The sequence below is a fragment of the Oerskovia enterophila genome, assembly GCF_044748475.1.
In the GTDB taxonomy this organism is placed as follows: domain Bacteria; phylum Actinomycetota; class Actinomycetes; order Actinomycetales; family Cellulomonadaceae; genus Oerskovia; species Oerskovia enterophila.
Genome location: NZ_JBIVFZ010000001.1, coordinates 121184 through 139915 on the forward strand (window position 1 = coordinate 121184; position 18732 = coordinate 139915).

The following is an 18732-nucleotide window of genomic DNA, read 5'->3' on the forward strand; positions in this document are numbered from 1 at the left end:
GTGCTTCCGGGTGGGCAGGGAGGGGGAGTGCTCGTGCGGTTCACAGCGCGAGGGGGTCGGTGACGAGGACGTGGTCGCCCTCGGGGAAGCCGGTGCGGTCGACGCCCTGCTCGACGCAGCCTGACTGGAGCACGCGCGTGGCCGGGGCCAGGTCGTACCGGCCGCCGCTGAAGCGCGTGCCGACCGCGGTCAGCGCGTCGGCGCCCGAGGTCAGTGCGACGTGCGCGGTGGTCCCGCTCGTGGCGAGCGTCGCGCCGCGCAGGTCCACCTGGACCGTGCCCGGGCCCGCAGCCCGCGAGACCAGGGCGCCTGCCGTCGTCGTGCCGGAGAGCTCCGCCCCGCGGACCGTGAGCCTCTGGTCGCGGACCCCGCTGAGCTGGATGCCCGTACCGGTGAGCGTCCCGCCGCTGATCGTGACGTCGGCCGACCCGACGAGCGCGGGGGCCGCGGGGGAGGCCTCGTCGGTCGAGCCGACGAACGTGCAGTCGGTGAACGTCACGGGCCCCGCGCCGCGCAGGATCGTGCCGTCGAACCCGGTGAAGCTCGTCCGGACGAAGTGGACCGGGTTCGCGACCGGCGTCTGGTGCAGCACGCTGGCGACCGGCAGCGAGAAGTGGCAGTCCTCGATGACGTTGGGCCGCTTCGACAGGTTCGACCGCTGCGCGACCGCGAAGAACGACGCGGTGCACCCGCGCATCTGCACGCCGTCGGCGTTGACCGTGAGGCTGCCCTGCTGGTCGAACGTCGAGCGTGCGACCACGTGCACGTCCTCCAGCGTCAGGTCCGTGATCTTGGTGCTGACCGTGAACCACGAGGCCACGTGCTGCTTGACCGTGATGCGCTTGGCACTGATGCCCCACTGCGCCCCCGAGTTGGCGATGTCCATGAGGCCGCTGTTGCCCTGGAACACCAGGTCGTGCTCGTACTGGCCGTGCGTCGTGAACGGGTTGCCGCCCTGGTCGTCGCCGTCGCCGTGGCAGTTCTCGACGAGGCAGTAGGCCGAGGCCGTGAGGTCGTTGAGGTGGCGCGCGTTGTGCGAGCGGCAGTCCGCGACGCGTCCGTACAGGCAGTAGATCTGCTGCGTGAGGTAGCCCGCGCCGCCGTAGAAGACCGTGGGCGGGTTCGCGACCGAGCAGCGCTCGGTCGCGAAGAACGTGTTCCAGCGGCGCATGATGACGGGCCACCACGTCCTGGAGCCGTGCACGTCCGAGACGTCGCAGCGCACCGCGAACTCGTACGCGACCGGGTGCGAGCCGCTGAGCTCGCGGTCGTCGGGCAGCTCCCCGTCGAGCGGGCCGTCGTAGGGGCCGGCCCCGACGAACGTCATGTTCCGCACGTGGACCTGCTCGACGGGCACGACCTTGCGCCACTCGAGCACGCGGCCCGGGGCGAGCTCCCAGCCGTTGCGGTAGTTGACGCGCACGTGCGCCGCATCGACGACCTCGGTGACCTGCACGAGCCGCTGGAGCTCGCGCTCGTCGCGCCCGCCGCCCGGCCGGGGGTCGACCTGCACGGTCCACCAGTCGCCGACCGCGAACGCGGTCGAGTCCGCGACCTCGAACACGTCGCGCTGGTCGGGCATGGTCTCGACGAGCGTGCGCTGCTGGGTCACGTCCGTCACGGTCCCCTGGAAGAACATGACGGCGCCGAACGGGTTGTCGTGCGCGTTGCGCTCGATGCCCTCGGTCGTGATCGTCCGGCCGCCGAAGTCGAGCTCGAGGTCGGAGCGCGCGTAGGTGTGGCGGCGCACGAAGTTGAGCTCGGTGTGCCCTTCGATGCGGCTCACGGTCGGGTCGTTCACGAGCGCGTCGAGCGCATCGTCGGCGCTGCCCGTGCGGGCGTCGGCGCCGAAGATCCCGAACCAGCGGAAGTCGGCCGTGCCGGTGTGGAGCGTGTGCCACCGCCCAGGACCCAGCCCGGCCGCACCGAGGTCCTGCGGCGCCAGCACCGTGCCTCCGTTGGGGGTCGCGGTGCTCTTCGCGTCGTAGCGGACGAGGCGTGCGGCGCCGTCGCCGGGGGTCGCGTGGCCTAGGAGCCGGACCACGGTGCCGTGGTCGATCTTCTTGGCGCGCCAGCCGACGAGCTGGGCGACCGACGTCGCGACGGTGAGCTCGTCGTCGGGCTCGCTGTCCTTGCCCAGGCCCAGCGGCGAGGCGAGCGCCGCGGGCGCCGTGCTCGTGGACAGCGCGAACGCGGTCGCGGCCAGCGCGCCCATGCCAGCGACGCGCAGCAGGCCGCGGCGCGAGGGGGCGGTGGTGTCGGAGTCGGGGGAGAGGTGTGGCGCTGCCGCGCTCTCGCGGGCAGTCAGGGGGGTCTTCACGTGGGTCACCCTTCGGACGAGTCGATGAGACGGGTCCGTTCAGGCGTGGCCGACGCGCGGCAACGGGGGAGTGCGGGTGGAGTCCGCCGGGCCGGGGCTGCGGTGACCGGGGACGGGAGTGCGAGGGAACGGTTCAGGCTGTGTGCGGCAGGCCGCGACAGCAGGATGGATGCGCTTCGTTGCGTCCGGATGAATCGGGCATTTCCCGGAGATTAGGCCGGTGCTATAGCAATGTCAAGAGGTTGATGACGAGCCGCCAGGTCCGTCGGGTCCTTCCGGGGCGCGTTGCTGACATCGGTACGGTGCCCGCATCGAGATGCGGGCCACGGGGGTGGGGTCGACCTCCTCGACCCCCGCTGGCCGCATCTCGGTGCGCGTCCCTCGTCGGGCACGACGGCGGGCGCCCCCTGCCTCACAGGTAGTCGCCGGGCCAGTGGAAGCCGGCGGCCGGGCCGCTCGTCGCGGCGCGCAGGGCGTCGATCTCCGCCGCTCCGCGAAGGACCGGACGCAGCATGCCCGTCGCGTCCGACGTCGTCTCGCGGCCCTCGGTGGCCAGGAGCGCATCGGTGAGGACCGTGGTCGCCGGGATGCGCGGCAGGCGCACCTCGGCGCGGGTCGCGCCGCGCTCGCGGGCCAGGGCTCGGGCCGCTCGTGCGAGCGCCTCGACCGCCGACGTGTCGTCGGGCCCGACGGCGAGCTCCCGCACGCGCAGCGTCTCACCCTCAGTCTCCACGACCAGGTAGCCCGCGATCGCGCCGTCGGGGCGTCGGGCCGTGAGGAGCTCGGCCGCCGAGTACCAGAGGGGGATCCGGCGCTGCCAGTGCGCGGCCGTGCGGCGCGTCGTCACGGGGGCGGCGTGGAACGCGTCGTGGAGGGCGGCGAGGTCCTGCCACGGGAGGTCGGCGCTCCAGGCGGGGAACGTGGTGGGGGTGGCCGAAGCTGCGCGCGCCGCCCCCTCGTGGCGGACCGCGAGCCTGGTCGCGCCCGGCTGCCCGGCCGGGCCCGGCTGCCCGGGGCGAGCGGCGCCGTCGGGCCGGAGCGGACCCGAGATGACGGGGACCTCGAAGGTCTCCCAGCCGCTCGGGCGGTAGACGCCCGGCGTGCCGGTGAACAGCAGCGAGGCGTCCATGCCCGCGGCCTCCATGCGCTCGACCGTCGCGGCGAGCGCGAGCCGCACCAGGCCGCGCCCGCGCACGTCGGGCGCCGAGGCGACGTTCGCGATACCGCCCACGGTGAGCGTGGTGGCTGCCCCACCGGGCCCGGGAAGGCCCACGAGCGTGCGCGGGCTCCAGCAGACCGAGGCGACGACGCGGTCCGGCTCTGCGCCCGTCCCTGGGAGGACCGCGACGATCGTGCGGTCGAGCCGGTCGGCGTCGGTCTCGTAGACCGGGACCATGAGCGGGGCGTCGAACGCCGCTGCCCACAGCGTGTACAGCGACGGGACGTCGGCGGGGGTCGCGGTGCGGAAGTCCATGGGGCTCCTCGATGAGCCTGCGGGATGTCGTCGCAGGTGGGGATGGGTGCGTGAGGCGGTCCAGGTACGCCTGGCCCTGTCGGCTTGACGCTTTGCTATAGCAAGAATAGTCTCGCAACCACGTTCTCGAGTGAACGATGCACGGCAACGAAGCACGTGCGAGGTCGGGCTGGACCTCGCACGACGTGTCCATCCCTCGACCGTCCCGACCCGCACCGACGCGAGCCGTCCCTTCGCTGCCCCCACCCCTGTTGACGGGGTGTGCCCGGCACGCCACAGTGCTCCCATGATGAGGACCACCGTCGACGCCGCCTCGCTCCTCGCAGCGACCGAGGCCAGGCGTCGCGCCCAGCGACGCGCCACGTCCCTCCCGCTCACGGGGACGGCCGCAGGGCTCGCCGTCCTCGCCGTGTCCCTCTGGAGCGACCCCTGGAGGTTCTGGCCGGGGGTGCTCGTCCCGTCCCTCGTGTACCTGGTGTTGTGGGTCGTCGCCGCGCGTCGCACGAGGCGCGGACCGGCGTGGGCGACCGAGGGCAAGGACCGGTACGGCGTGGTCCTGCTCGTGCTCGTTCTGCTGGCGTACTTTTCGGGTCCGATGATGCTCCGGTTCGCCGGTCCTGCCGTCGTGCTGGGCATCGGGTTGCTCCTGCTCGACGGTCGCACCGGGAACCCGTTGCTCCGGGGCCCGGGGATCGCGCTGGTCGTGACGAGCCCGATCGTCGCGCTCGTCCTGTACCGCGCACAGGGACCGCTGCTCCTGGTGCTCGCGGTCGGGTGCGGTGCGCTCGCCCTCGTGGCGTCCCGGCGGGAGGCCGCGTTGCTGTCGGAGCGCGCGTGAACGAGCTCGGCATCCGCACGGTCATGGAACCGACCGACCCCGGGACGCTGGCGTACCGCGACGAGTGGACCGTCGACGGCGAGACGCTCACCCGGCTCGTCGATCGAGTGTCCCTTGCGGAGGGGCCGGGAGCGCTCGCGGCCCCGTTGGTCGACCCGAGCCCGTTCCTGCCGGCCACCGCGTCGGAGTACCTCGACGTGCTGCTCGGCGGCGGAGCCCCCGACGACGTGAGCGTCTTCGCCGACGGTCGTGTCCCGCTGCTCGTCTGCCCGGTGTGTGCGGACCTCGGGTGCGGCGCGGTGAGTGCGCGGCTCGTGATCGGTCAGGGTGTCGTCGAGTGGCGCGACCTCGGCTGGCAGGTCCCGGGCGACCGTGCCGACGAGGGGGTCGAGGACGTGCCGTTCACCCCGCCCGTGCACCTGGTCTTCGCGCGTGACGCGTACGAAGCGCTGGTCGGCCGGCTGCTGCTCCGCTACCGGCCGACCTGACCCCGGCCGGCCCGCGGCGTCAGCGCGCGGCCTCGACGGCCACGGCCCCGGTCGCGGCCCCCGGAGCAGGGCTGGCCTCTGCCTCGCCCTCCTCGGTGTGGCTCTCGAGCCGCGCCGCGGCCTCGCCGATGTGCTCGGCCATGACGGTCCGCGCCCGCTCGGGGTCGCCGCTCGCGATCGCGTCGATGATGAGGTTGTGCGTCTCGGCGTGCGCGACGCGCGCCTCGGGGTCCAGGGCCACGTTCGCGGCGCGCAGGAAGCCCGTGATCCGGGAACGGAGCTGGGACGTGATGGTCATGAGCATCCGGTGGTCGGCGAGCTCCCAGAGCTGCTCGTGGAAGCGTCGGTCCAGCTCGAACACGCGGGCCGAGCTGCCGCGCTCGGCCGCGTCGACCATCTGCTGCACGGTCTTGCGCAGGCGGGCCTCGGTCTTGGCGTCCCACTCGGCCTGCACGCGCACGACGACGAACTGCTCGAGCAGGGTGCGCAGGCTCGAGATCTCCTCGAGGTCGCGGCTCGTGAGCGCGGCGACGCGCGCCCCGCGGTGGGGGAGGCGCTCGACGAGCCCCTCCTCGGTGAGGCGCGTGAGCGCTTCGCGCACGGGGATGTGGCTGGTGCCGAGGCGTTCGGCGAGCTTGCGCTCGACGAGTCGTGACCCGGGGGCGAGGTCGCCGCTGAAGATCGCCTCTCGCAGCTCGACGGTCACGCGGTCGGCGACGTTCAGGTCGGGCACGCTCTTGAGCGCCATGGGTTCTCCGTAGTGTTCTGCGGTCCGATCCGGGAGGGTGCCCCGAAGGATAGCGGTCGGCGAACCGGGCCCGGCTGCTCGCCCGCGGTGCGTTGTCGGGGCGAGGTCTGCGCGGGGCGCACCGTTGTGCCACCATCGAGGCGAAGGGCCACCGGACGGCTTGCCCCCTCACTACATGCTATAGCATTCGAGGGTTCACGCACAGGCTCGAGGAGGATCCATGGTGTCCCTGCACGACCAGGTGAAGGTGCCTGGTTTCCGCGGTCTGGCAGGTGTCGCACGCCGCGACGTGACGCCACCGGTGGGCATCCGCGCCCGCAACTGGGGTCCGGCCGACTGGAACGCCTCCCGGGGCACCCACCGCGCGATGACCCTCACCGCGATCGCCCTCGCCGAGGAGCAGGCGCCCGGCTCGGGCGTCTCGCCCGCGCGCCGCACGCCCGACGGCGCACCTCGCCCCGCGTCAGGAAGCGTGCCCGACGGCGCCGCTCACCCCGAGCGCACCGGCGCGCCCCGGACCGACCCTCTGGTCATGATCACCGTGGACGCCACGTGGTGGCGCCGCGTCGACGACGAGCGCGGCGTCCGGGACGCGGTCCTCGCGGGCCTCGGCCTGCCGCCCGAGCGGCTGCTCATCTCGTTGTCCCACACCCACGCGGGCCCGGTGCTGTGCAGCCACGACGCCGACCTCGAGGGCGGCGAGCTCGTCCCCGCCTACCTCGAGCGCCTCGCGGCGCAGGCCGTCGACGCGGGCCGCGAGGCCGTGGCCACGCTCGCCCCCGCGACGCTCGAGTGGACGACGGGACGGTGCTCGCTCGCGGCGGACCGCGAGCTGATCCTCGGCGCGGGCGGGTCGCACGGCGAGCCCGTCGACACGGGGCCCGCCGCGTCCGGTGCCGCGACGTCCGCCGGTTCCGGCGCCACCGCGGACGTCACCGAAGACTTCGGGCTTCCCGTGATCGGGTTCAACCCGTCGGTCCCGCGCGCCGCCACGGACGACACGGTCGTGATCGGCCGGCTCAGCCGGGTCGGGCCACACACCGGGCACGACCACCCTGCACCGACCGGGCACGACCACCCGCCGTCGACCGCCGACGCGAGCCGCTGCCCCGCCTGCGCGGCCGCCCGCGAGCCCCTGCCGACCACGATGCCTCTCGCGACGATCGTCAACTACGCGTGCCATCCCACGACGCTCGCGTGGCAGAACACCCTGGTCTCCCCGGACTACGTGGGCGCGATGCGCGACCTCGTCGAGGAGTCGACCGGGGCCCCCGTCGCGTTCTTCCAGGGCGCCTCGGGCGAGCTGGCCCCGCGCGAGCAGTACACGGGGGACGTGGCGGTCGCCGACCGGCACGGTCTCTCGCTCGGGCACGCGGTCCTCGCGGCGCTCGCCGAGCTGCCGCCGCCGGGCACGGCCCTCGAGCTCACGCACGCCGTGCAGTCCGGAGCACCGCTGGGCATGTGGGAGCCGCGCCCCGTCGAGGGCTCGCGCGTCCTGCGCGCGGTGAGCGACGCCGTCGTGCTGGACCTGCGCGACCTGCCGAGCCTCGCGCAGATGGAGGCCGAGTGGGCCGACATCGACCCGCGCAGCCGCGACGAGCGGCTGCGCCGCGCGCGCAACCTGCGCGACGGCTACGTGACCGGCCCGACCGTCGAGCACCCCACGTGGGTGTGGCAGATCGGCGACGGGTTCCTCGTCGCGCACCCGGGCGAGGCGTACTCGCGCTTCCAGCGCACGGTCCGCGAGCACGCGGGTGACCACCCCGTGGTGGTCGCGAACCTGACCAACGGCCCGGGCTTCGTCTACCTGCCGACCGACCAGGCCTACGTGCGCGGCGCCTACCAGGCGTGGCAGTCGCCGCTCGCGCCCGGTTCGCTCGCGCGGCTCGAGCAGCACGCGAACCACCTCATCGACACCCTGGCGGCGACGACGCCGGCACCAGCGCAGACTTCCACGGAGGAACAGTGAGCATCCCCAGCACCAGGACCACGACCGGCACCCCGGCCGGCACCCCGCTCCGCACCGCGATCGTCACGGGCGGCGCGGCCGGCATCGGCCGACAGATCGCCGAGCGGCTCGCGTCCGACGGCTACCGCGTGGTGTGCGCGGACGTCGTCCAGCACGACCTGCCCGCGCTCGACCTCGTGGCCCTGCCGGCCGAGCCGAGCCTGGTCTGGATGCCCCTCGACGTCACCGACCACGCGGCCGTGGGGGCGGCGTTCGACGCTGTCGCCGCCGCGACGGGCACCATCGACGTCCTGGTCAACAACGCTGGGATCCAGCGCCACCGCGGCATCGAGGACCTGAGCTGGGACGAGTGGAAGGCCGTGGTCGACGTCAACCTGCACGGCGTCTTCACCTGCCTCCAGGCTGCGGGCCGGCACATGCTCGCCGCGGGCCGCGGCGCGATCGTCAACATCTCGTCGGTCTCGGCGCGCGGCTCCGCGGGCCGGGCCCCGTACTCGACGACCAAGGCGGCCGTGATCGGCCTGACCTCGACCGCGGGGGCCGAGTGGGCCGCGCGCGGGGTACGGGTCAACGCGGTCGCGCCCGGGTACATCGACACGGGCGTCTTCCGCCAGGGCGTCGCGGCCGGGACGCTCAAGGAGGAGACGATCCTCGCGCGCATCCCCGCGGGCCGCCTCGCCGACGCCTCGGAGATCGCGAACGCCGTGAGCTGGCTCGTGTCGGACCAGTCGCAGTACGTGATCGGCCAGACCCTCTACGTCGACGGCGGGTTCATCATCGACTACGGCGTCCCGCTCGCGAAGAAGCCGGAATGACGAGCCGAGCCATGAGCCGGGGCGGGTTCGCACGCATCACCGACGTCCGCACGTCGACGACCGTCGTCGCCCTGCCGCAGCCCTTGCAGCTCGGGGCCATGACGGTCACGCGCCGCGAGTACGTGGGGGTCCAGGTCCGTGCGCTCCTGCCCGACGGCGCCGAGGTCACGGGTGTCTCCTACGCCCTGACGCGCGAGGCGCCCATGGCCGAGATCGTCGAGCGCCTCGTCGCACCGCACGTCGTGGGCCGCGACCTCCCGGTCGACGACCCGGCCGCAGGGGTGCGCGCGGCGTGGGACGCCGCGCTGCGCGGATCGGCGATCGTGGGGCGGGTGGGCCTGGTCCGCCGGGCGATCGGGCTGGTCGACGTCGCCCTGTGGGACGTCGCGGGCAAGGTCGCAGGAGTCCCGGTGTGGCGGCTCCTGGACTCCGACAGCGCCGCGCGCGTCCCGTCCTCGGCTCACGGTGCGTACGGCGCGGCCGTGGTGCCCGACGACGGCACGGGCGTCGGTCCGTCGACCCACCCTGACCTGCGGGCGGGCGAGGGGGCGTCCGGCCCGGTCGCGCCCGCGGCCCGCCCGGCGATCCTGGTCGCGGCCTACCCGACCCCCGGTCGCACGGCGCGCGACGTCGCCGACGAGGTGCTCGACCGCGCCCGCGAGGGCTGGCCGCTGCTCAAGATCTCCCGTTCTCCCGACCGCGACCTCATGCGCGGCCTGCTCGCGAACCTGCGCGACGAGCTGCCAGGAGCGACGGGCCGGGAGACGGAGGCGGGCCGCAGCGGCGTCGTCGTGGACGTCGGCTTCGGCTGGCGTGACGCGGACGACGCGCTCGCCGACCTGGACGCGTGGGGGATCGGCGGTCCCGCAGGGGCCGGAGCGCCTGCGCTCGCCTGGCTCGAGGACCCCGTGCTGCCCGAGGACGCCGACGGCGCCGCGCGCATCCGTGAGGTCACGGGACTGCCGCTCGCGATCGGCGACGAGGTCACGGACCCCGAGGTCTTCGCGCGGCTCGCTGCGCTCGGCGCGCTCGACGTGGCGCGCGTGGACGTGGTCGGGATCGGTGGCATCACCGCGGCCGACCCCCTGGTCCGGTCCTGGCAGGACGCGGGGCTCGTGACGTCGAGCCACGTGTACCCCGAGGTCAGCGTCCACCTGGGGGGCGCAGCGGGGATCGGGGTCGAGACGTTCGAGCGCTCGCCGCAGGGCAACCCCTACGACCCGGCGCCGCTGCTCGTCGAGGGCGGGCCGACGTTCTCGGACGGCACGGCGCTGCCGCCCGAGGCCCCCGGCCTGGGCTTCACGCTCTCGCCCGCGTACTTCACGTTCGAGACCGAGCCCTCGCGGCCGAGCGTGCGGTCGGCGTCCGGGATCGGCCCCGGGACGACGTCCACCACATGCTCGACTGACGGCAACCGCATGCTCGACGACCAGGAGGAGCCATGACCGACCCGACCAGCACGCCCGGTGCGGGCTCCGCCGTCGGGCCGGACGACGTGCGCGCCGCGACCCGCAGCGTCGTGGTGACCGGGAGCGGCAAGGGCATCGGCCGCGCGATCGCCGCGCGGCTGACCGCCGACGGGTGGGCCGTCGTCGGGCTCGAGCGGACCCCCGGCTCGGGGACCGTCGAGGAGGGGATCTGTGCGGCCGTCGTGCTCGCGGACTCGCGCGACCGCGAGGCGCACCGCGAGGCCGCGCGCGTCGCCCGGACCCTCGCGCCGCTCGCGGGCTGGGTCAACAACGCGGGCATCACCCAGACCACCCCGCTGCACGCGATGGGCGACCCGGGACGGGCCGAGGCGATCGAGCGCACGGTGCGCGACGTCGTCGAGATCAACGGGCTGGGCTACCTGTGGGGGGCCGCCGCGGCGGTCGAGGCGTTCACCGACCAGGTGAGCGGCGGGTCGATCGTCAACGTCGGCTCCATCCACGGGCGGTCCTCGTTCGTCGACCACGCGGCCTACGAGCTGACCAAGGGCGGGATCGACGCCCTCGCGCGCAGCGTCGCGGTGACGTACGGGCGCTACGGCATCCGGGCCAACACGGTCGCGCCCGGCGGGGTCCGCACGCCGCACCTCGACGCGCAGATCGCGAACGCCGCCGACCCGGCGGCCGAGGAGCGCGGGCTCGCCGAGGGCCCGCCGCTCGGGCGCATCGCCGAGTCGTCGGAGATCGCGGCCGTGGTCGCGTTCCTGCTGTCGGACGAGTCGTCCTACGTGTCCGGGCAGTCGATCGCGGCCGACGGCGCATGGACCGCGTCGTTCGGCACGCTGCCGCACGACGCAGAGCTCGACGCGCGGTACGGGCTGGGGTGAGTCGACCGGGAGGACCCTGACGACCCGGCTGCCTTGGCGGTACACCATTTTCTGGATTCAGGATTCCGTGTACTGTCCTGTCCATGGAGACCGTCACCCTCACGCACACCGCGGCGCTCGCGCGGCTCGGGCACGCGCTGTCCGACGAGACGCGCACGCGCATCCTCCTGACCCTGCGTGAAGCGCCCGCGTACCCCTCGGACCTGGCCGACGCCCTGGGCGTCTCGCGCCAGGTCATGTCGAACCAGCTCGCGTGCCTGCGCGGGTGCGGGCTCGTCGAGGCGATCCCCGACGGCCGTCGCACCTGGTACCGGCTCGCCGACAGCCACCTCGCGCCCGCGCTCGACGACCTGCTCCGGCTCGTCGTCACGGTCGACCCGACGTGCTGCTCGCCCGACGGGTGCACCTGCTCATGACCTCGGTGTCGATCGGCCCCCGCCCGCCCGCGGGCCTCGCGCCCGCCCGCAGGGCCCGCCTCGAGCGTCGCGTGCGCTGGATCGTCACGGCGACCATCGCCTACAACGTGGTCGAGGCGGTCGTCGCGATCACGGCCGGTCGCCTCGCGTCCTCGGCCGCGCTCGTGGGCTTCGGCCTCGACTCGGTCGTCGAGGTGCTGTCGGCCGCAGCCGTCGCGTGGCAGTTCGCGGCCCCCGACCCGCACCGTCGCGAGCGCACCGCGATGCGCCTCATCGCGGTGTCGTTCTTCGGTCTCGCGCTGTTCGTCAGCGTCGACGCCGTGCGCACGCTGCTCGGGGCATCCGACCCCGACCACTCGACCGTCGGGATCGTGCTCGCGGCCGTGAGCCTCGTGATCATGCCGTTCCTCTCCTGGTTCGAGCGGCGCACGGGACGCGAGCTGGGGTCGGCCTCGGCCGTCGCGGACTCGCGCCAGACGCTCCTGTGCACCTACCTCTCGGCCGTGCTGCTCGTGGGCCTGCTGCTCAACACCACGCTGGGCTGGACGTGGGCCGACCCGGTCGCGGCCCTCGTCATCGCGGCCGTCGCGATCAAGGAGGGCGTCGAGGCCTGGCGCGGCGACGCGTGCTGCTCGCCCGTCGCGGCGCTGCACGCCGAGGGAGAGGGGGCTCCGTCGTCGGGCACGGACGCGCGTGCCGCGGGCGGCGCGACGCCCGACGGCGACGGGTGCTCGTGCTGCGCCGACTGACACCGGTCTCCGATGGCGGCCCCGGGGAACCGCACCTACGGTCGAGGAGGACCCGCGCCCGGACCGGGACGGCGTCCTCCGAGAACCGACGACGACGGAACGAGGCTTGTGGTGGCAACACTGACGGTGTGGAAGTTCGAGACTCCTGAAGGCGCACAGCAGGCGGAGGACGCGCTGCTGGGGCTGCAGAAGCAGGAGCTCATCCAGGTGCAGGACGCGGCGATCGTGTCGTGGGAAGAGGGCAAGAAGAAGCCCAAGACGCACCAGTCCAACAACACGACGGGCATCGGCGCGCTCGGCGGCGCGTTCTGGGGCCTGCTGTTCGGGATCATCTTCTTCATCCCGCTCATCGGCGTCGCGATCGGTGCGGCCTCGGGCGCACTGGCCGGCTCGCTGACCGACGTGGGGATCGACGACGACTTCATCGACTCGGTGCGGTCCAAGGTCACGCCGGGCACGTCGGCGCTGTTCGTCATGACGTCGGGGGCCGTCATGGACCGGGTCCACGAGGCGCTCAAGGCGCAGGGCATCCACGGCGAGCTCATCCAGACGAACCTGTCGGCCGACGAGGAGGCCAACCTGCGCGCGGCCTTCGACGACGCGGTCTGAGAACCTCCGCACGCGCGAGACGCACGGCCCCGGTCCTTCGCGGACCGGGGCCGTCGTCGTGCCCGGCGAGGCGGCCCGACCCACACGCAACCTGCACCGGCGAGGACCCGTCGGCGCACCCGATGAGGCGTAGCGTCGAACTATGCCTGGCAACGAGACGCACGGACCGGCTGCACCAGGGCGCGGCGGGGGACAGGGCGCGCTCACGACGCTGCCGGAGGACGTCGAACGCTCGGTCGCCGAGCGTGAGGACGACGCGGCGGCACGCGACTGGGATAACGAGGGCGGGCACGAGCGAGGGCACGTCGGCGAGAACGCGCACGCGCTCGGCCACGACCCGGAGCAGCCACCCGACCCCGACGCCCTCCGGCTGACCGGTGTCCTGGCGACCGCTCTGCCCCCGGAGCTGGGGACGGCGCGTGAGCCGGTCGCCTACACCGTCCCTGCGGTGTTCTCGCGCCGCGTCACGCGCGAGGAGCAGGACGCGATCGAGAGCGACGACGTCCGACGACGCCTCGCCGGCGCGGGATACGAGGGCGTCGAGCTGACCGTCTCGGACCGTCGCCTGCTGATCGGCCACACGAGCCTCGCCGCGCTCCGGAGTGGCCTCGCCCGCGAGATCGCCGGCGTCCTGCGTGATGTCAGCCGGGACCTCGTCGCCGAGCACGACCGCCTGGCCGCGGAGGTCGCGGACCTGCAGCGAGAAGAGGATCGACGCGCCGGTGCCGTCCTCGTGGAGGCGGACGAGATCCGCTTCGAGTGACCCCGGAGCGATGAGGACCCCATGGACGTGGCGCCGACAGACCTCCCGAGGGCGCGGCCCGTCGCGCGTCGGGTGACGAACGAGTACTCCACCCTGGCCCGGCTCGTCCGTGAGACCGGGCTGCTCCGACGGCGGTACGGCTACTACTGGACGCGGCTCGTCCTGGCGCTGCTCGCCTTCGCCGGGATCTGGGTCGCGGTCGCCCTCGTCGGGAACTCGTGGTGGCAGCTCGTCGTCGCCGCGGCCATGGCCGTGGTCGTCACGCAGATCGCCTTCCTGGGCCACGACAGCGCGCACCGGCAGATCTTCCGTTCGCGCGGGTGGAACGACTGGACGGCCCGGGTCCTCGCGGGCGGGTTCGTCGGCCTGAGCTACGGCTGGTGGCGCACCAAGCACGAGCGCCACCACTCGGCCCCCAACCAGGAGGGCGAGGACCCCGACATCTCGCCCGGAGTCATCTCGTTCACCCCCGCTGCCCTGGCGGCGAGGACGGGGTGGCGCGCGTGGCTCGCCCACCACCAGGGGTGGTTCTTCTTCCCGCTGCTGACGCTCGAGGGGCTGAACCTGCACGTCGCGAGCGTGCGGACCGTGCTGCGCAAGGACGCCGTACCGCATCGAGGGGTCGAGGCGCCGCTCGTCCTGGGGAGGCTGGCGGTCTACGTGGGTGTGCTGTTCGTGCTGCTGCCACCGGGCAAGGCCGCCGCCTTCCTGGGGGTGCAGCTCGCGCTGTTCGGCGTGCTGCTCGGCGGGTCGTTCGCCCCGAACCACAAGGGCATGCCGATCGTGCCGCGCGACATGACGCTCGACTTCCTGCGGCGCCAGGTGCTCATGTCGCGCAACGTGCGCGGCGGGTACGCGGTCGACGCCGTGATGGGTGGGCTGAACTACCAGATCGAGCACCACCTGTTCCCGAGCATGCCCCGGCCCAACCTCAAGAAGGTCCAGCCCATCGTGCACACCTACTGCGAGTTCGCGGGCGTGCCCTACACCGAGGTGGGTCTGTTCCGGTCCTACGGGATCGTGGTGAGCTACCTCAACCACGTGGGCCTGCGCGCTCAGGAGCCGTTCACGTGCCCGCTGGCGGCGTCGCTCGGGAGGTAGTGCGCACCCCGGTCCCGCGCGCCCGCGCCGAGACCGGACGGAGGGACGCCGGAGCGCCTCTGCCTACGAGCGCACGAGCGTGATCGCCTGCGCGCGGTCGCGGACCTCGAGCTTGGTGAAGATCGCGTTGATGTGGGTCTTGACGGTCGTCATGCCGACGAAGAGCCGCTCGGAGATCTCCGAGTTGCTGAGCCCCTGCCCCACGAGCTCCAGGACCTCGCGCTCCCGGGCGGTCAACGCGGGGAACCGGCGGGACAGCGGCAGCGAGGCTGCCGGGGCCGAGACGGTCCCCACGGGGCGTCCTCCGGTCAACGACCCGACGAGCACCTCGCTGACGGCCGGGGCCAGGAGCGTCTGACCGAGCGCGACCGTGCGGATCGCGTTCGCGACCTCGGCGCGTCCGGCGTCCTTGGTGAGGTAGCCACGGGCCCCGGCACGCAGGGCGCCGAGGATCGACGCGTCGTCGGCGTGGGTCGTCAGGACGAGCACGGCCGTGGCCGGGTGCTCGGCGAGGATCTGGGTCGTGGCCTCGACCCCGTCGACTCCCGGCATGCGCAGGTCCATGAGGATCACGTCGGCGTGCAGGGCCGCGGCGAGCCGCACGGCCTGCCCGCCGTCGGAGGCCTCGCCCACCACCTCGAAGTCGGGGACGAGCGACAGGACCGTGACCAGGCCGTCCCGGACGATCGCCTGGTCGTCGACGACCAGGAGCCGGATACGTTCGCCGTTCATCGCAGGGTGACGGCGACCGTGACGGTGAACGTCTCGGCGCCGTCGTCGACGTGGACCTCGCCGCCGAGCGGGAGGGCGGCGACCCGGGCGCGCATCCCTGCCAGTCCGTGACCGGCCCCTGACTCGGCGAGGGACGGATGCGGGCCGGGCGCGCGGGGAGTGGTGAGCGTGAGGAGCACGCGAGCATCGTCCCAGACGATCGCCGCACCGACGGGCATCCCGGGAGCATGCTTGCGCGCGTTGCTGAGCCCCTCCTGCAGCGCCCGGTGGATCGCGGCCGACTGCTGGTCGTCGAGGGGGCGAGGATCGCCCGACTCGACCAGGCTCACGGTGCCGCCGAGCTCTCGGTGGTCGGCGAGGAGCGCGGCGAGGTCGTCCTCGGGAGTCGCGAGGGTGCTGACCACGGAACGCGCCTCGCGCAGGCCCGACGCGGCCAGCCGGCGTCCGGCCGAGACGCGGGACGCCGCCCCGGCCACGTCCCCCACCTCGAGCAGCGCCTCGATCGCGTCGAGCTGGACGACGAGACCTCCTAGGCTGTGCGCCAGGACGTCGTGGATGTCCCGGGCGATCCGGGCGCGCTCCTCGAGAGCCGCGGAGCGGACGCGGTCGTGCGCGGCGACGAGCCGCTCGGCCGCGAGAAGCTGGGAGCCGGCGGTCGCGATGCGCGACTGCCGACGGCTGAACCCCAGCGTCGCTGCGAGCACGAACACCGCGACCATCCCCAGGACGAGCACCGCGGGGAAGTCGCCGCGGACGACCAGGAACACTCCCTGGAGTGCGACGGCCGTCGCGGCGAGACCGATCCCGTAGCCCAGAGGGCGTGCGGGTCGACCGATCGCCATGACGACGGCCGCGAAGGCGGGGGCGATCGTCAGGCCGCCCGTGGGCACCACGACGAGCGCGCCGCAGACCGTCATCACGAGCTCGGCCGCCGTGACGACGCCGACGCGTCGCAGCGGGACGAGCACGCGGACGACCCAGGCGGTGACCGCGACCAGCCCCAGCCACAGGACCAGGGACAGGGGAACCTGAGCGGGCGGCCGCACGAGCTGGGTCACGAGCACGTAGGCGACCACCGCGGCCCCGGCAAGGTTGAGGATCTGCCCGGTCCGGCTGTGCCCGGTGTCGGCCGCGAGGACCTGCTGCCGCAGGGCGTCGGTGGTGTCGCCACGGGGCGTCACGGAAGAGGCCTCGGTGAGAGTCGCGGGAGAGTCCCCGGCGAGAGCGGGCGTGGTCATCCGACCATCATGCGACCTGTGCGGGAGCGCGGAGTCCCGCACCCCGATCGGCGGACGCAGCGTGCTCGTGCTCGACGCGCCCTGCCCGTGCGCTCACGACCAGGACACGGGCCGCCCGGTTGGCCGCGAGGAGCAGCAGGATCACCCCGACCGAGGCCGCGAGGTGCGCGCCGGCGGCGCCCGCGAGCATGCCGGTCACGAGGCGTGCGACGACGAGCGCGATCCACAGTGCCAGTGCTGCCCAGCCGGTGCGGGCCTCGAGCGTCGCCCCCGCGGCGACCGCTCGGGCCCGACGGCGGGCCGCCGCCCCCGGGGCAGACGCGCGGGCGAGGTCGATCGCCCGGAACGAGGTCATCACCCCGATCAGGGCGCCGACGCCGACCGAGACCACGAGCTCGCTCGCGACGACCAGCAGGTCGAGTCCTGTCGGTCGGACGGTGATCGCGGACGAGAGGGACAGCAGACCGACCGCGCCCAGGATCGCAGGGAGCGTCCACATGCGCGCCGAGACCGCGCGCCAGGTCGTCTGTCGGTAGCCGAGCCAGCAGAGGACGGCGACGGCGATCAGTGCGGGCTCGAGGTTCTCGGGGTTCACGGAGGGCTCCTGGGCTGAGGTGGGACGACGCCCTCAGCCTGCTCGGGCCGAGCGCCCGTGCCCACGGCCCGTGGGTGGAGATCCGGGTGGAGATCCCGGCCGTGGCCGGGTGGAGGTGCCCCCTGTGTCGTCACCGTCCGAGCAGAGCGAAGCCCGGTCGATCAAGGGGGGTGACCGACCGGGCTCCGCGTTCGTGGGGGCGTCAGGCCTTGAGCATGCTCGCCCGGGTGATGACGCCGTCGAGGACCTCGAAGGTGGCGATGGTCTCGCCCGACCCGTTCGAGGTCGTCACGATCTCGCGTGCGACCACCCATCGTTCACCGTACGTCACCGAGGCATCGATTGTGCAGTGCACATCTCCGGTTGCAAGGCGGGGACCGTAGAAGGCGCGCAGCGCGTCCTTGCCGACGATCGGCTCGGGCGTGACGCCCACGACCACGGTGTCCTGCGCGTAGGTCGCGAGGAACCGTTCGAGGTCGTGCGCGTTGAACGCGGCGACCTGCTCGGTGACCACGGCGTGGGCCGTCTCGCTCGGGGGTGCGGTGCGCTCGGTCATGCGGTGCTCGTCTCGTCGTGGTCGTCGGGTGGGTGGTGCGAGGCTGTCGTAGGTGCTCGTCGCCGCGGCGGGGGCCCTGGGGGAGGAGCGGCCCGACGGCGGAGCGCGCCCCGCGCTGTCGGGTCCGGCGCGGGTCCGGCCCTGTCGTGCCGGGTCAGTCGATCCGGACGCCGCCGTTGATGTCGTACGTGGCTCCCGTGACGAACCCGGCCCGTGGGGAGGCGAGCGACGCGATGACCCACGCGACGTCGTCGGGCGTGCCGAACCGGCCCAGCGGGATCGAGGACGTCAGGGCCGCGCGACCCACGTCGTCGAGCTGGTTCGTGATGTTGCTCGTGACGGGGCCTGGCGTGACCGCGTTGGCGCGGATCCCCTCGGCGGCCAGGAGGCGCGCGAAGCTGCGCGTGATCGCGAGGAGCGCACCCTTGCTCGCGGCGTAGTGCACCCCGGTCTTGAGCGCGCCCTGCTGGCCCGCGATCGAGGCCACGTTGACGATGCTGCGGTCGACGGGAGGCTCGCCCTCGGGGGCTGCGGCGGCCCGCAGGAGAGGGAGCGCCGCGCGGGAGAGGACGAACGTGCCGCGCGCGTTGGTCTCCATGACGGCGTCCCACTCGTCGAGCTCGATGTCGTCGAGCGCGCGGTACGGGCACATGCCGCCGTTGTTGACCAGGACGTGGAGCATGCCCCACTGCCGGTCGACCCGCGTGACGAGCTTCTCGACCGACGCGACGTCGCGCAGGTCGAGGCGCGAGACGTGGCACGTCGCGCCGAGCTCGGTCGCGAGGTCCGCGGTCGTGCGCGCCCCGAGCTCGTCGTGGGCGTAGGTGAGCCAGAGGTCGTATCCGTCACGGGCGAGCTGGAGGGCGGTCGCGGAACCGATCCCGGAGCTGGCGCCCGTGATCAGCGCAAGTCGTCGAGCCATGGGCCAAACGCTATAGCAAATTGTGGGGAGCGCAAGCACCTGTCCATGCACGCTGGCTCCGGGTTGCTAGATGCTATAGCATTTC

19 protein-coding genes are annotated in these 18732 nt (G+C 73.5%); 11 read left to right on the forward strand and 8 right to left on the reverse strand.

Going from position 1 to position 18732, the window contains the following annotated elements; translation table 11 throughout:
• Positions 1 to 40: 40 nt before the first annotated feature.
• Together ACIPWA_RS00545 and ACIPWA_RS00550 are read right to left on the reverse strand one after the other, a co-directional pair.
• Positions 41 to 2320 (reverse strand): peptidase C14, encoded by a 2280-nt coding sequence (locus ACIPWA_RS00545; RefSeq protein WP_400287672.1) that lies wholly within the window; start codon positions 2318 to 2320, stop codon positions 41 to 43.
• Between the two features lie 412 nt (positions 2321 to 2732).
• The gene (locus tag ACIPWA_RS00550; RefSeq protein ID WP_400287674.1) at positions 2733 to 3794 is read right to left on the reverse strand and encodes a GNAT family N-acetyltransferase; all 1062 of its coding nucleotides are present in this window, start codon (positions 3792 to 3794) and stop codon (positions 2733 to 2735) included.
• A 286-nt stretch (positions 3795 to 4080) separates the two neighbouring features.
• Here ACIPWA_RS00550 and ACIPWA_RS00555 point away from each other — a divergent pair, with 286 nt between their 5' ends.
• Both ACIPWA_RS00555 and ACIPWA_RS00560 read left to right on the forward strand, forming a co-directional pair.
• Complete coding sequence (locus tag ACIPWA_RS00555) at positions 4081 to 4632, forward strand: hypothetical protein (RefSeq protein ID WP_400287676.1); 552 nt, start codon at positions 4081 to 4083, stop codon at positions 4630 to 4632.
• Positions 4629 to 5120, forward strand: coding sequence for a hypothetical protein (locus ACIPWA_RS00560; protein WP_400287679.1), 492 nt, complete (start codon positions 4629 to 4631; stop codon positions 5118 to 5120). Before ACIPWA_RS00555 ends, ACIPWA_RS00560 begins: the two co-directional genes overlap by 4 nt.
• A 19-nt stretch (positions 5121 to 5139) precedes the next feature.
• On the opposite strand, the gene ACIPWA_RS00565 is transcribed toward ACIPWA_RS00560, so the two are convergent.
• Entirely contained in the window at positions 5140 to 5868 is a 729-nt protein-coding gene (locus ACIPWA_RS00565) for a GntR family transcriptional regulator (RefSeq protein ID WP_068709127.1), read from the reverse strand.
• 220 nt (positions 5869 to 6088) lie between these two features.
• Here ACIPWA_RS00565 and ACIPWA_RS00570 point away from each other — a divergent pair, with 220 nt between their 5' ends.
• The 9 genes from ACIPWA_RS00570 to ACIPWA_RS00610 all read left to right on the forward strand — a co-directional run bounded on the left by ACIPWA_RS00570 (position 6089) and on the right by ACIPWA_RS00610 (position 14604).
• Complete coding sequence (locus tag ACIPWA_RS00570; protein ID WP_400287681.1) at positions 6089 to 7837, forward strand: hypothetical protein; 1749 nt, start codon at positions 6089 to 6091, stop codon at positions 7835 to 7837.
• Complete coding sequence (locus tag ACIPWA_RS00575; protein WP_400287683.1) at positions 7834 to 8652, forward strand: SDR family NAD(P)-dependent oxidoreductase; 819 nt, start codon at positions 7834 to 7836, stop codon at positions 8650 to 8652. Before ACIPWA_RS00570 ends, ACIPWA_RS00575 begins: the two co-directional genes overlap by 4 nt.
• Positions 8649 to 10097 (forward strand): enolase C-terminal domain-like protein, encoded by a 1449-nt coding sequence (locus ACIPWA_RS00580; RefSeq protein WP_400287685.1) that lies wholly within the window; start codon positions 8649 to 8651, stop codon positions 10095 to 10097. Before ACIPWA_RS00575 ends, ACIPWA_RS00580 begins: the two co-directional genes overlap by 4 nt.
• A complete protein-coding gene (locus tag ACIPWA_RS00585; RefSeq protein ID WP_068709133.1) occupies positions 10094 to 10966 on the forward strand; it encodes an SDR family NAD(P)-dependent oxidoreductase in 873 nt (290 codons plus the stop codon). The genes ACIPWA_RS00580 and ACIPWA_RS00585 overlap by 4 nt, the downstream gene beginning before the upstream one ends.
• Before the next feature lie 83 nt (positions 10967 to 11049).
• Positions 11050 to 11382, forward strand: coding sequence for an ArsR/SmtB family transcription factor (locus ACIPWA_RS00590; RefSeq protein WP_056649628.1), 333 nt, complete (start codon positions 11050 to 11052; stop codon positions 11380 to 11382).
• A complete protein-coding gene (locus ACIPWA_RS00595) occupies positions 11379 to 12131 on the forward strand; it encodes a cation efflux transmembrane domain-containing protein (protein WP_068709174.1) in 753 nt (250 codons plus the stop codon). The genes ACIPWA_RS00590 and ACIPWA_RS00595 overlap by 4 nt, the downstream gene beginning before the upstream one ends.
• Positions 12132 to 12242: 111 nt before the next feature.
• Positions 12243 to 12740, forward strand: coding sequence for a DUF1269 domain-containing protein (locus ACIPWA_RS00600; protein ID WP_068623844.1), 498 nt, complete (start codon positions 12243 to 12245; stop codon positions 12738 to 12740).
• 142 nt (positions 12741 to 12882) lie between these two features.
• Positions 12883 to 13503 carry a hypothetical protein gene (locus ACIPWA_RS00605; RefSeq protein WP_400287689.1) on the forward strand — a complete coding sequence of 207 codons (621 nt, stop codon included), beginning with the start codon at positions 12883 to 12885 and terminating at the stop codon, positions 13501 to 13503.
• 21 nt (positions 13504 to 13524) lie between these two features.
• Positions 13525 to 14604: a fatty acid desaturase family protein gene (locus tag ACIPWA_RS00610; protein WP_139107612.1), complete on the forward strand. Its 1080-nt coding sequence runs from the start codon at positions 13525 to 13527 to the stop codon at positions 14602 to 14604.
• 63 nt (positions 14605 to 14667) lie between these two features.
• Here ACIPWA_RS00610 and ACIPWA_RS00615 read toward each other — a convergent pair whose 3' ends face one another.
• The 5 genes from ACIPWA_RS00615 to ACIPWA_RS00635 form a co-directional block, all read right to left on the reverse strand.
• Entirely contained in the window at positions 14668 to 15336 is a 669-nt protein-coding gene (locus ACIPWA_RS00615; RefSeq protein WP_068623714.1) for a response regulator, read from the reverse strand.
• Positions 15333 to 16574: a sensor histidine kinase gene (locus tag ACIPWA_RS00620; protein WP_400287692.1), complete on the reverse strand. Its 1242-nt coding sequence runs from the start codon at positions 16572 to 16574 to the stop codon at positions 15333 to 15335. The genes ACIPWA_RS00615 and ACIPWA_RS00620 overlap by 4 nt, the downstream gene beginning before the upstream one ends.
• A 7-nt stretch (positions 16575 to 16581) precedes the next feature.
• Complete coding sequence (locus ACIPWA_RS00625; protein WP_400287694.1) at positions 16582 to 17169, reverse strand: hypothetical protein; 588 nt, start codon at positions 17167 to 17169, stop codon at positions 16582 to 16584.
• Between the two features lie 202 nt (positions 17170 to 17371).
• Entirely contained in the window at positions 17372 to 17725 is a 354-nt protein-coding gene (locus tag ACIPWA_RS00630; RefSeq protein ID WP_068709141.1) for a nuclear transport factor 2 family protein, read from the reverse strand.
• 154 nt (positions 17726 to 17879) lie between these two features.
• On the reverse strand, positions 17880 to 18647 hold the full coding sequence (locus ACIPWA_RS00635; protein ID WP_068623721.1) for an SDR family NAD(P)-dependent oxidoreductase: 768 nt from the start codon (positions 18645 to 18647) through the stop codon (positions 17880 to 17882).
• Positions 18648 to 18732: the final 85 nt, after the last annotated feature.